The organism is Alcaligenes sp. NLF5-7 (assembly GCF_024266725.1).
Classification (GTDB): domain Bacteria; phylum Pseudomonadota; class Gammaproteobacteria; order Burkholderiales; family Burkholderiaceae_B; genus Alcaligenes; species Alcaligenes phenolicus.
Genome location: NZ_CP100755.1, coordinates 2025903 through 2038083, shown reverse-complemented (window position 1 = coordinate 2038083; position 12181 = coordinate 2025903). Strand labels below are relative to the sequence as shown.

Annotated in this window: 11 protein-coding genes; 6 read left to right on the top strand and 5 right to left on the bottom strand. The window is 57.5% G+C overall.

Translation table 11 applies throughout. From position 1 onward, the window contains the following. Nucleotides 1–10: 10 nt before the first annotated feature. The 5 genes from MID00_RS09490 to MID00_RS09470 form a co-directional block, all read right to left on the bottom strand. Nucleotides 11–478, bottom strand: coding sequence for a hypothetical protein (locus MID00_RS09490; protein ID WP_254500226.1), 468 nt, complete (start codon nt 476–478; stop codon nt 11–13). A 35-nt stretch (nt 479–513) separates the two neighbouring features. After that, nucleotides 514–2865 (bottom strand): type VI secretion system Vgr family protein, encoded by a 2352-nt coding sequence (locus MID00_RS09485; protein WP_254500225.1) that lies wholly within the window; start codon nt 2863–2865, stop codon nt 514–516. Nucleotides 2866–2867: 2 nt separating this feature from the next. Next, nucleotides 2868–3464 carry a DUF3540 domain-containing protein gene (locus MID00_RS09480; protein ID WP_121739824.1) on the bottom strand — a complete coding sequence of 199 codons (597 nt, stop codon included), beginning with the start codon at nt 3462–3464 and terminating at the stop codon, nt 2868–2870. A gap of 226 nt (nt 3465–3690) precedes the next feature. After that, nucleotides 3691–4884 (bottom strand): acetyl-CoA C-acyltransferase, encoded by a 1194-nt coding sequence (locus MID00_RS09475; protein WP_009455514.1) that lies wholly within the window; start codon nt 4882–4884, stop codon nt 3691–3693. A 19-nt stretch (nt 4885–4903) separates the two neighbouring features. Further along, nucleotides 4904–7258 carry a 3-hydroxyacyl-CoA dehydrogenase/enoyl-CoA hydratase family protein gene (locus tag MID00_RS09470; protein WP_254500296.1) on the bottom strand — a complete coding sequence of 785 codons (2355 nt, stop codon included), beginning with the start codon at nt 7256–7258 and terminating at the stop codon, nt 4904–4906. A gap of 723 nt (nt 7259–7981) precedes the next feature. Here MID00_RS09470 and MID00_RS09465 point away from each other — a divergent pair. The 6 genes from MID00_RS09465 to MID00_RS09440 all read left to right on the top strand — a co-directional run bounded on the left by MID00_RS09465 (nt 7982) and on the right by MID00_RS09440 (nt 12161). Then, nucleotides 7982–8557, top strand: a complete 576-nt coding sequence (locus tag MID00_RS09465) for a chromate transporter (RefSeq protein ID WP_254500224.1) — start codon at nt 7982–7984, stop codon at nt 8555–8557. Continuing rightward, nucleotides 8554–9084, top strand: a complete 531-nt coding sequence (locus MID00_RS09460; RefSeq protein ID WP_021447240.1) for a chromate transporter — start codon at nt 8554–8556, stop codon at nt 9082–9084. Before MID00_RS09465 ends, MID00_RS09460 begins: the two co-directional genes overlap by 4 nt. Nucleotides 9085–9236: 152 nt before the next feature. Continuing rightward, the gene (locus MID00_RS09455) at nt 9237–10061 is read left to right on the top strand and encodes an ABC transporter ATP-binding protein (RefSeq protein ID WP_254500223.1); all 825 of its coding nucleotides are present in this window, start codon (nt 9237–9239) and stop codon (nt 10059–10061) included. Continuing rightward, entirely contained in the window at nt 10058–10843 is a 786-nt protein-coding gene (gene mlaE / locus MID00_RS09450; protein WP_254500222.1) for a lipid asymmetry maintenance ABC transporter permease subunit MlaE, read from the top strand. The genes MID00_RS09455 and mlaE overlap by 4 nt, the downstream gene beginning before the upstream one ends. A 21-nt stretch (nt 10844–10864) precedes the next feature. Further along, on the top strand, nt 10865–11341 hold the full coding sequence (gene mlaD / locus MID00_RS09445) for an outer membrane lipid asymmetry maintenance protein MlaD (RefSeq protein ID WP_009455494.1): 477 nt from the start codon (nt 10865–10867) through the stop codon (nt 11339–11341). Between the two features lie 40 nt (nt 11342–11381). After that, on the top strand, nt 11382–12161 hold the full coding sequence (locus tag MID00_RS09440; RefSeq protein WP_254500221.1) for a VacJ family lipoprotein: 780 nt from the start codon (nt 11382–11384) through the stop codon (nt 12159–12161). The last annotated feature ends 20 nt before the right edge of the window (nt 12162–12181 follow it).

The following is a 12181-nucleotide window of genomic DNA, read 5'->3' as shown; positions in this document are numbered from 1 at the left end:
CCACCATCAATCAATCCCCATAGGAGTTAGCGGCGGGTTTCAGCTGCAAGGTCACCTGTTCACGGTTCAGAGCACACAGCTGAGCATTGGCCGGATCGCACAGTACGCTGACCCAATTACCCGGCTTGAATCGCTTGCTCAGTTCGGGCTGCACCAGCACATCCACATGGGTTTTCTGGCCATCCACGTCCAGACCCAGGCGCACGAGCGGATAAGCAGATTTGAAGACCTCTGGCAGCAGCTCATCCTGAGATACGATCACGGCCTGTTGCGGTACGACCTCGGCACGATGCAGGCGCTGATACAAGCGTTCCTCAGGACGAGCACGCCAATAGCGCGTAAAACCCCTATACCCAGCCACAAAACCACCCACTGCGATCAACATGGGCAAGATGACCAGATAAGGCAGCCAATCCCGCCACTCCAGAGCAATACCAATCGAAATCATGATGGCTCCCATCAAAGCGCTGAAAGCCATCCATATAATCTGTCCCAGCATCGTCGCGGACGTCCTTAAAAAAAGATGTGCAAGCCGGACTTGGCCAAACGCAGAGCCGAACTGCCGACGCGCACCGCCTGCTTGCCCAGATACACCGCACTGGTCTTGATCGCGGCGTAGGCTTTCTCGTCCTTGAAGGCCGAGTGGTCCATCTTCATGACGGCAGCCTGGAAATTGACCAGATAGCCCTGCGCCCGAATACCCCAGGCATCCAGCGAGGAAATCGTGCCGTTCAGGCGGAACCCCGTCACTTTTTCGGTATGCGGAATCCACCACTTTTCAATGCCCGTGACATTCACCTTCCAGCTAGGCGTGGTGATGTTCACGCCCGCTGAGGCGGTAATGTCCACAGGACCAGAAATACTTTTGGTCAGATTGCCAGTCAGGGTGTCAGTGATATTGCCGGTGGTGGTCAGGTCCACATCACCTGTAATGGTTTCTTTGACATCGCCAGTCACGGTGTAATCCACCGCGCCGGTAATCGTGCGGGTGTAGTCGCCGGTTTGGGTGGAGTTACGAGTGCCGGTGATGGAATCCGTGACATCGCCCGTGACCGTATGAGTGACCTCGCCGGTGATGGTTCGGGTCAGATCGCCGGTCAAGGTATCGGTGACATTGCCTGTCACGGTACGCGTCACATCACCGGTATGAGTTCGGGTCTGCTCGCCTTCTATGGTTTCAACCAGATCCCCGATGACCGTACGTACGACGCCGCTATTGAATGTCTCGGTTTCCAGATCCTGCACCGTTGTTGTGCGGGTTGCCGTGACACTCAAGGTGTCATGGCCTGTGACCACAGTAGTCCGGTTACCGTCGACGGTATGGGTTTCATCACCCTCGACTTCCGTATCCAGATTGCGCTCGGCATGCAGCCAGATACGCTCCTGCCCGGCTCTGTCCTCGAACATGAAGGCGTTGGCGTTGCTGGGATCACCGTCTTTGGAACGACTTAAAAAGCCGCTTTGTGTAGCATTGTCCGGCAGATTCCAGGGCGGCATATTACTGGCGTTATACACACGACCGACAGCAATGGGCCGGTCCGGGTCGCCCCCCAGAAAGTCCACAATCACTTCGTCGCCCACTCGGGGCAGCTGAATGCCCCCAAAGCCGCCACCTGCCCACGGGCTGGAGACTCGCAGCCAGCAGGAGCTGTTTTCATTGGCCTGCCCATAACGATCCCACAGGAACTGAACCTTGATGCGACCATATTGATCGGTCCACAGTTGCTCGCCGCTCTTGCCCACCACCTTGGCGGTTTGCGGGCCGTAGGTACGCGGAATAGGTGTGCGTCGCAACGGGCGATACGGCTGGCTGGACGGGATCACCAGAAAATCAATGAAGTAGTGGCTGGCCATGCCGCTCTCGCCGGTATGGCCTACATCCAGAAAGTCGTAATCGACCTGAGTCACCAGATAGTCGCGGTTGTCCTCGGGGCGCGGATGATTGCGCACGGACAGCAAATAACCCGGCGCGACACCACGCGCGTTGGTCTGGGCCTGTGCCTGACTGCGGACCGCCTGCAAGGCTTCCAACCGCAAGCGGGAGTAATGTTCACCATGTTGAGGCTCGGTGTAGCCACCCGCCCATTCGTAGACTTCCAAATCACCCAAGGCGTGTTCAGCCGGGTTGCTGCGCGTGGCGTCCAGGCTGGCTCCCGGCTTGCAATAGTCGTAGTCAGCGGTCGCGTAGCGGCCCGGCGTGACTTGCTCATACGGGTGCCAGGCATGGATATGCTCAACATCGGGATGCGCTACCCGATCGGGGGAAACAAAGGGCAGCTCAGAAAGCCAGGGCGCAGCCGCATGTTGACCGGCATCATCGGCCATCACCAGGGTATGGGCGCCATTACGGTGCTCAAACCAGTAGTAAATCCCCTCGCGTTCCATCAAGCGGCTAACAAACTGAAAGTCGCTTTCCTGATACTGAACGCAATAGGTTTGGCGCGGATAGTCCTGCGTCAGGCGCGACTCCCAGGCAAAGGGGTAGCGGCCCAGCACATCCTGCAAGACCTCGGGCACGGTCTTTTCCTGAAAGATCCGGCTGTCCATGTTCTGGCTCAAGAACCAGAGCCAGGGGCGCAAGGTGGCCCGATACGTGTAGAAGCGATCGCTGCGGCCGGTTTTACCCATCAGGCGAAATGCACTGATACGACCATCCAGAAAGCGCGGCACCGCAAAAGGCGTTTTGATTTCCAGGCTCAGGGACTCGCCCAGCAAGCTGCGCAAATCCAGCAAGGGGGTATTGCAGACCACATCCACCTGCAATTCAAAAGGCTGGGACAAGGCTTCCCGACCTTGCAGAGCCTGAAATAGCAAGACTTCCGGCCCGAGCGGGCTATGCACTTGTACAAGGCGTTCTGTCAGCATACTTACCCCATATGGATTTGGTCAGCGTCGACTTTTACCAGCTCGCGCGCAGTCATCAAGGTATGGCGGGCATGCAAACGCATTTGATGCTGGGCCTGCACGTCCATGCGGCCCCCACGCCAACGCTCCTCTTTTTCAGTCAGACGAAATACGTGATTGCACACTTGGGACAGGCGATCCGCCACGGTTTCCTGCACGCGCGACAAAATCCGCAGCGTGCCTGCGGTCAGGCTCATCTCCCGGCCAGACTGGCGCAAATGGCCACCTGCCTGCAAAGTCAGGTCCGCCTCGGACTGGATATGTACCCCACCCTGCGCCGCCTGCACATGCAAGCCTTGGTCGGCGACCAGATGCAAAGCCCCACCCTGGGGACGCTCCAGCACGGCGAACACATAGGCCTGCTCGCCATCGGCACCGCCTACCCAGACCTTGTCACCCACTTGCGGCTGCACCAGGCAACTGACGGCCTGCGGCACAATCCAGCAGCGCTCGCCGCAGTCGACCTCAAACTGCCCCGACTCCAGACGAGCCTTGACCCGTCCCTGCCAGAACATGGGGGGAACGTGCAGGCTGGACACCATGCGCGAGGGCAATCCCATACATCCTCCGTGTGAGCTGTTCAACACAATGAAAAGGACTATGGCCCGAGCCCATGTCTACTCTATGACAACAACAAAACTTTACTTTTTTGACATTTAGCGGGTTTTAAGCAAATTTGCTTACACGTATTGTGCTATTGCCCACCGATGCGGGGGACGCCCCAATAAAAAAGCCGCCCGAAGGCGGCTTTGTCCAGCAACGATAGAAACAGCAGCAGATCGGAAATTATGTCCGCTCGAAAATCCCGGCGGCTCCCATGCCTGTACCGATACACATGGTGAGCATGCCGTATTTCAGCTGACGACGCTGCAAGGCATGAACCACGGTGGCGGCACGCATGGCACCAGTCGCACCCAGAGGGTGACCCATGGCAATAGCACCACCCAGCGGATTGACGCGCTCGGGGTCCAGGCCCAAATCACGAATCACCGCCAGAGATTGAGCAGCAAAGGCTTCGTTCAGCTCGATCCAGTCCATCTGGTCTTGCTTCAGGCCAGCCAAGGCCAGCGCATGAGGCACGGCTTCTTTAGGACCGATACCCATGATTGCTGGTGGCACACCACGGACCGAGAAAGTCACGAAACGGGCCAGCGGAGTCAGATTGTGCTCGCGCAAGGCGCGTTCGGAAACAACCAGCAAGGCACCTGCCCCGTCCGAAGTCTGCGAACTGTTGCCGGCCGTGACCGAGCCACGCGCCGCAAATACGGGGCGCAGCTTGCCCAGCACTTCCAGGCTGGTATCAGGGCGTGGTCCCTCATCGCGATCAACCACTTGAGTTTTGACGGAGATTTCCTGCGTGCTCAGGTTCGGTTGACGACGTGTCACCGTCACAGGCAGAACTTCGCCCGTGAACTCGCCCGATTCCCAAGCCTTGACGGCTTTCTGGTGCGAGGCCAAGGCAAACGCGTCCTGATCTTCACGGGAGACTTTCCACTGACGCGCTACTTCTTCAGCGGTCAGACCCATGCCGTAAGCGATCCCGTAGTTCTCGTCCGAAGTGAAAATCTCGGGGCTGAACGTGGTATTCACACCCATCACCGGCACCTGACTCATGGATTCCACACCCGAAGCCACGATGATGTCTGCCTGGCCCGTACGGATACGGTCGGCCGCAATCGCAATGGCGCTCAAACCCGAGGCGCAGAAGCGGTTGACGGTCATCCCGGCCACGGTATGCGGCAGGCCTGCCAGCAAGGCAGAAATACGCGCAACGTTAAAACCTTGCGGGCCTTCAGGCAGGGCGCAACCAGCTACCACTTCTTCAATGGCGGCAGGGTCCAGTTTGGGCACATCGGCCAGCATGCCGCGAATGGCTTCCGCCAAGAGCTCGTCAGGACGGTAGGACGAAAACACACCGCGAGGCGCTTTTCCGATGGGCGTACGCTTGGCAGCGACGATATAAGCTTGTTGTACAGTCATGTCTACTCCTTGATCCGCTCTAGTTACGCACTGGCTTGCCAGTGGTCAGCATCCCAGTAATACGTTCCTGGGTCTTGGGGGAATTGAGCAGCTCCAGGAAGGCCTGCCGCTCTTGCGCCATCATCCAGGCTTCATCCACCAGCGAGCCTGGATCCACATCGCCCCCGCAGATCACGGTTACGACCTTCTCGGCAATATGGAAGTCATATTCCGAGATGAAACCACCTTCTTTCATGTTCACCAGCTGAGCTTTCAGCGTGGCAATGCCATCGCGACCGGCAACCGGGAAGCGACGTGGCAATGGAGCACGCCAACCGGCGCTGGCCAGAGCCTGTGCCTGACGAACGGCCACATAAACCAGTTCCTGACGGTTCATGACGATGGTGTCGGACTCTTTCAGGAAGCCAAGCTGACGCGCATCCAGAGCGGAGCGCGACACCTGTGCACTGGCGATAGCCAGAGCAAAACGCTTCAGGTAGGCCAGCAACGGGGCATCAGGTGCACCCATGGCTTGCAGTTCAGCCGAGCGACGAGCCGAGTAAGCCAGACCACCTGCGCCTGGAACCAGACCCACACCCACTTCAACCAGACCAATGTAGGACTCGAAGTGAGCGACGCGGTGTGCGCAATGCACAGCCAGTTCGCAACCACCACCCAGAGCCAGACCGGCAACCGCAGCCACCACAGGCACCTGGGCGTAGCGGATACGCAGAACCATGTCCTGCATGGCGCGCTCTACAGGCTCAACACCGGCCACGCCTTCTTTCTCGAACACGGGCAAAATGGCTTTCAGGTCAGCGCCTGCGGAGAATGGATCACCATCCTGGGCCACCACCAGAGCCTGATACGAGGCTTCAGCCAGCTCAATCGCCTTGAACATGCCATTGACCACACCAGGGCTCAGCGTGTGCATCTTGGTCTTGAAGGACACGATCAGCACGTCTTGTGGGTGCGGTGCGGGCAGCGTCCAGCAGCGAACCGACTCATCTTCGAAAACCGTGGTGGTTTCCAGAGACTCGACCTCGCCCACCAGCAAAGGTGTGCCAATGTGGCGCAGGTAAACAGGCAAATCGCTACGGCCTTCAAAGCGGCTTTGCGACGGATTCCAGGAACCGGCAGCGGTATGCACGCCTTGCGCTTCCCACACAGGACCACGAGTCGCCCAGTCTGGCAGCGGCTGGCTGCTCAGTGTCTTGCCGTCTTGAATATCCTGGTTGATCCATTCGGCCACCTGCCGCCATCCGGCAGCCTGCCAGATCTCGAACGGGCCTTGCTTGTGACCAAAGCCCCATTTCAAGGCCAGATCCAGTTGACGGGCGTTGTCGGCAATGTCTTGCAGATGAATGGCACTGTAGTGGAAGGTATCGCGCAGTACGGCCCACACGAATTGAGCCTGAGGCTTGTCGGACTCGCGCAGCTGGCGCAGGCGCTCAGCCGGGTCACGTACAGCCAGAATGGCGGCGACATCAGGATCGATTTTCTGGTCAGCAGCCACGTAATCGCGCTGTTGAGCATCGAAACGCTGGATTTCACGGCCCTTCTTGCGGAAGAAACCGGCACCGGTCTTTTGACCCAAAGCACCTGCATCAATCAGGCCCTGCACTTCTGGTGGCAGGCCAAAGTGTGCTTTGAAGCTGTCATCGGGCAGCTGATCCTGCATGGTGCGAATCACGTGTGCCAGAGTGTCCAGGCCAACCACGTCAGCGGTACGGTAAGTACCCGATTTGGCTCGACCCAGACGTGTACCCGTCAATTCATCAACCTGCTCGTAAGTCAGGGAGAAACGACGAGCCTGCTCGAACACGGACAGAATGCCAAAAACACCAATGCGGTTACCGATGAAATTGGGGGTATCTTTGGCGCGAACCACGCCCTTGCCCAGTTGCGATACCAGGAAGGTTTCCAGAACATCCAGCAGCTCTGGCTGGGTGTATTTCGTGGGGATCAGCTCCACCAGGCTCATGTAGCGTGGCGGATTGAAAAAGTGCACGCCGCAAAAGCGTGGACGCAGCGCTTCCGGCAAAACATCTGCCAGGGAAGTGATGGACAGGCCGGACGTGTTGCTGGCGATGATGGCATTAGGGTTCAGTGCTGGCCCGATCTTGCGGTACAGATCCTGTTTCCAGTCCAGACGCTCGGCAATGGCTTCGATTACCAGATCGCAATCGGCCAGACGGTCCAGGTTGTCGTCGTAGTTGGCGGGCTCGATCAGGTCGGCCAGGTCTGGCGTACCCAAAGGAGCGGGATTCATTTTGCGCAGATTGGCAATGGCACGCAGGGCGATGCCATTTTTGGACCCCTCGCGGGCGGGCAGATCAAACAGAACTACTGGTATGCCTGCATTCACGCAATGGGCGGCAATTTGCGCGCCCATGACGCCGGCACCGCACACGGCGACCCGACGCAAGGTACGGGCACTGCCCGTCACTGCACTGGCTGAACTAGATGTCATAGGTTTGTCTCCAGGAAACTGAAACCCCACGCAGCATAAGGTCCCAAACGGACGCTCTACGATGCGAGGCAATCGAATAATCGTACACGCACAACCGCTTTTACGACCATAAAGTCTTTTTTATTTTCAATCAAAGATGGGTATAGATCAAATCCATCTTCATGAAACTGTCCATGTTTGGATCCGGATCGGGCTGCTCAGCCGCTCCAGCAACCCACCATAAATTCAAACGATCGTTTCAATCTCTTTTATTTCAACAGATTGAACCCATAAAAAGCTCATTACACCCTTCATTAGCCGCCGGAAGCACCCGTCCCCTCAAGTGGGCATCACACATGGTTTCAAGTTATTTTTTTAATACTTTTCTTATTTATTTCAATTCATTTTTTATTTAATTTTTGCACCCATTTTAATTAATTTTTATCTTTAAATATTTCAAACAAAAAAGCAGCGCTTGAGGGTGGAAAAAAATTTGAACGACCGCTGCCCGACAGCCGTTTTCTTGCCAATAAAGGCCACGCCGCACCCCCAGCCAGAAGGATCAGGCCGCCACCCGAGCGCACAAGAGGGCAAAAACGGCTTAATTTGTATGCCAGAATGTTCAAACTTCCACTTTTGACGAGCCCTATCCGCCTTCATTGCTCTATGACCCGGTCTCAAGAAGCTGCCCCTTTATCCTTAAGCGCTCTATTTCTGATCTTTGCCCGCATTGGCCTGACCAGCTTTGGTGGGGGCTTGAGTGGCTGGTTAATGCGTGAGTTTGTTGTTCAGCGGGGCCTGATGAGCCAGGCAGATTTTCTTAGCGGTCTGGCGCTGTCCCAAGCACTGCCCGGCATCAATGTGGTGAACCTCTCTATATGGATTGGTTATCGTCTGCTGGCCGGGCCTGGGGCGTTAGTTGCCACGCTGGGCATGGTGCTTCCCCCGCTACTGCTGGCCATTTTGATGCTGATTGGTCTGGAACAACTGACGGGCTCTACCCTGGTGCCTCAAGTCATGGCCGGAATTGCCGCTGCCGCTATTGGCCTGTCTCTTGAAATGGGCGTACGCTCGGCGCGCAGCGCAGCCACCGGAATCGTGCCCATTGCCCTCATGTTGGCCGTTTTTGTCGGCATTTTCGTCATGAAATGGAGCCTGATCCCCGTTATTCTGATCTGTGCACCGCTGTCCGTCTGGTATGCCTGGCTGCAACTTGGAGACAAAGCGGTGGAGCAATCATGATCACGGTTTTGCTCCAGCTCATGCGCGTCTTTGCGCCCCTGTCTTTTCTGACCATAGGGGGCGGGCAAAGCATCATCCCGGAGATTCACCGGCAATCGGTAGAAATCCATGGCTGGCTCAGCAATCAGGAATTTCTGGATCTGTTCGCCCTGTCGCGCCTGACACCCGGCCCGAAATCCTTGCTTGTCACCCTGGTGGGCTGGAAGGCGGCTGGCTGGGCCGGTGCCCTGGCCGCATCCGTCGCCATTTTCCTGCCCTCTGCCCTGCTGATCTATTACCTGGCAACAATCTGGAAGCGCTATGAGGGCACACGCATCATCCGCGCCATTGAAATTGGTCTGCTGCCCATTGCCGCCGGCATGATCCTGGCCGCCAGCGGCACAATTCTGAAAGCGGCCCAAGGCGGACTGTGGGCCTGGGGCACGGCTCTGGCCTGTACGGCCATTTTGCTGCTAAGTCGCATCAACCCTTTATGGTTGCTGGCAGGCGGCGGATTGCTGTTCGCCTTGATACAACCCGCTATCTAAAACAAATTCGACACAAAAAAGGGCGACTTCACCACCAAAGCCGGTTTGAAGTATCAAGAGCCACAATCCCGCCCCATAGCACGCAAGACATTGAGACGCCAGAGCTGCAAGCGGTACAATAGCAGGTCCTTTTATCCCCTTTTGCCCGCGACATGGTTGTAAATACTGACCGAGCCGTACTAAATCTGGACTCCGCCTCGCTGGGCTACGGTGCCTTTACCGTGCTCGCGGACGTGTCCATGACCGTTCAGAAAGGTCAGGTCGTCGCCATGATGGGGGGGTCAGGTTCCGGAAAAACAACACTTCTGCGTGCTGCGACCGGACAAATTCGTGCTCAGAAAGGGACTGTTACGGTTTTTGGCCAGGACTTGGCCAAGCTGGACGGCGAGGCTCTGCGCCAGACGCGCCAACGCATGGGTGTGCTGTTTCAACAGGGTGCCCTGTTTACGGACCTGAACGTGTTTGAAAACGTGGCGTTTCCCCTGCGGGAGCTGACGAACGACTCCGAAGCCGCCATTCAGGACCGTGTACTGGACAAGCTGGACGCCGTTGGCCTGCGCGCGGCTGCCCATTTGGGCATCAATGAAATTTCTGGCGGTATGGCCCGCCGGGTTGCCCTGGCCCGTGCCATTGTGCTGGAGCCCGAGCTGATTCTGTACGACGAACCCTTTGCCGGTCTGGACCCCATTTCCATGGGCATTACCGCGCAGCTGATTCGCGACCTGACCGACCGCCTGAACTGCGCTTCGGTGCTGATTACGCACGATGTGGCTGAATCCTTTGCGATTGCCGACCAGGTTTATATTGTTGGCCAGGGACGCTTGCTGACCCAGGGCACGCCCACCGAGCTGCGCGCTTCCAGGGATCCCTACGTGCAGCAGTTCCTGCGTGGTGAACCCGACGGCCCTATCGCCTTTAACTATCCCGTCACCCCGGCTTTTGAAGCCTGGCTCCAGAGTCGGACGACGCGCTCATGAATTTCATCACCGCCCCGATTAGCGCGCTAGGCGCTGCAGTCCGCAATAGCATCTATGGTCTGGGTGCCTTCAGCCGTTTGTTCGTGGCCTTGCTGGCCCGTTCCTCCCTGCTGTGGCGTCGCCCTCGTCTGGTTTCCCAGCAAATCCACTTTATTGGCAATTATTCGCTGCTGATCATTGCCGTTTCCGGCCTGTTCGTGGGTTTTGTGCTGGGCTTGCAAGGTTATTACACACTGAACCGCTATGGTTCCGAAGAGGCATTGGGCCTGCTGGTCGCCCTGTCTCTGGTACGTGAACTGGGACCGGTCGTCACCGCCCTGCTGTTTGCAGGCCGGGCCGGTACATCGTTAACCGCTGAAATCGGCTTGATGAAGGCCGGTGAACAGATTGCCGCCATGGAAGTCATGGCGGTGGACCCCTTGCGCCGCCTGCTGGTACCGCGATTTTGGGGCGGCATCATTGCCATGCCCATTCTGGCCGCCGTGTTCTCCATGGTCGGCATCCTGGGCGGCTATGTCGTCGGTGTGCAGATGATCGGCATTGATGCAGGCGCCTTCTGGTCGCAAATGCAAAACGGTGTCGATGTGATTGATGACGTACTCAACGGAGTGATCAAAAGCCTGGTGTTTGGCCTGATCGTGACCTTGATTGCGCTGTATATGGGCTGGCATGCCAAGGCCACGCCCGAAGGCGTTTCTCGCGCGACCACACGCACGGTCGTCAGCGGCGCTTTGGCGGTATTGGGCACGGACTTCCTGCTCACCGCCCTTATGTTCAGTTAACTATTTAGGAATTGCTCAACTATGAATCGCGAGAAAACCGATTTCTGGGTTGGCCTGTTTGTTTTGCTGGGGCTGGTCGCACTGGCATTCCTGGCCCTGCGCGCGGGTAACCTCAGTTCTTTTTCCTTTGCAAAAACCTACCAGGTATCGGCCAAGTTCGATAATCTGGGTGGCCTGAAACCACGCGCTCCCATCAAGGCCAGCGGTGTGGTCGTTGGCCGGGTAGGCTCCATTGGTTTTGACAACCAGGACTTCAAAGCCGTGGTCACCCTGGATATGGACGAGCACTACAAGTTTCCTGTCGACACCTCGGCCTCCATCCTGACGTCAGGCCTGCTGGGCGAACAGTACATTGGCCTGACTGCTGGTGGCGACGACAAGGACCTGCAAGGTGGCAGCACCATTACCTATACTCAAAGCGCGGTTGTGCTGGAAGAACTGATCAGCAAGTTCCTCTACAACACGGCCTCCAAGGACGGCGGCTCCAAATCGGAGTAAGCAAACCCGCCCGTTCATGCTCATTACAGACGACACAACCATGAATACAACAACTCGCCGCTCTTACTCCCTGCCTCGTGGAGTCCGTTTGAGCCTGATCGGTGCCAGTGCTGCGCTTATGGCCGGTTGCGCCAGTGTGCCCAACCCCAACCCCCAGGACCCTTGGGAAGGCATGAACCGTGGCATCTACGCCTTTAACGAAACCGTGGACGGCGCGCTGATCAAACCGATTGCAGAAGGCTACAACGCCCTGACGCCGCAGCCTGCACGCACATGTATTAGTAACATTTTCAACAACCTGGGCGATGCCTGGTCGGCCGTCAACAGCTTCCTGCAAGGCGAGCACGTTGACTTCTTCAACACCCTGGGCCGAGTCCTGTTCAACTCGACCATGGGCCTGGGCGGTTGTATTGACGTTGCCACCATGAATGGCTCCAAGCGCATCCCCAACGACTTTGGTGTGACGCTGGGCGTATGGGGCGTCAAGTCTGGCCCTTACGTGGTTCTGCCCTTCTTTGGCCCCAGCACCGTTCGCGACGGTGTGGCACGTGGCACCAGCTTCCTGGAGGGCTTCTCCTCCACGGGTCCGATCATGGCGATCAAGGATGTACCGGTACGCAACAGCATCCTGGGTTTGTGGGCCTTGGATGCCCGTGCTGGCGTGCTGGATGCAGAAAAACTTGTTAACGACATCGCCCTTGACCGCTACAGCTTCATACGCGACGCTTACCTGCAAAGACGCCATGCGATGGTGCAAGCCCGCCGCACCGGTGGCGACACCAGCCAGGACCTACCTGACTACTCGGACGCAGACGAATAAAAACGCGCTGCCCGCAGAAC

Bases quoted from the DNA above. Each gene is read 5' to 3' on its own strand.
- MID00_RS09470 (WP_254500296.1), bottom strand. From the start codon at position 7,258: ATGGGCGCGCAAATTGCCGCCCATTGCGTGAATGCAGGCATACCAGTA.
- MID00_RS09475 (WP_009455514.1), bottom strand. From the start codon at position 4,884: ATGACTGTACAACAAGCTTATATCGTCGCTGCCAAGCGTACGCCCATC.
- mlaD (WP_009455494.1), top strand. From the start codon at position 10,865: ATGAATCGCGAGAAAACCGATTTCTGGGTTGGCCTGTTTGTTTTGCTG.
- MID00_RS09485 (WP_254500225.1), bottom strand. From the start codon at position 2,865: ATGCTGACAGAACGCCTTGTACAAGTGCATAGCCCGCTCGGGCCGGAA.
- MID00_RS09440 (WP_254500221.1), top strand. From the start codon at position 11,382: ATGAATACAACAACTCGCCGCTCTTACTCCCTGCCTCGTGGAGTCCGT.
- MID00_RS09490 (WP_254500226.1), bottom strand. From the start codon at position 478: ATGGCTTTCAGCGCTTTGATGGGAGCCATCATGATTTCGATTGGTATT.
- MID00_RS09465 (WP_254500224.1), top strand. From the start codon at position 7,982: ATGACCCGGTCTCAAGAAGCTGCCCCTTTATCCTTAAGCGCTCTATTT.
- MID00_RS09460 (WP_021447240.1), top strand. From the start codon at position 8,554: ATGATCACGGTTTTGCTCCAGCTCATGCGCGTCTTTGCGCCCCTGTCT.
- MID00_RS09480 (WP_121739824.1), bottom strand. From the start codon at position 3,464: ATGGGATTGCCCTCGCGCATGGTGTCCAGCCTGCACGTTCCCCCCATG.
- MID00_RS09455 (WP_254500223.1), top strand. From the start codon at position 9,237: ATGGTTGTAAATACTGACCGAGCCGTACTAAATCTGGACTCCGCCTCG.
- mlaE (WP_254500222.1), top strand. From the start codon at position 10,058: ATGAATTTCATCACCGCCCCGATTAGCGCGCTAGGCGCTGCAGTCCGC.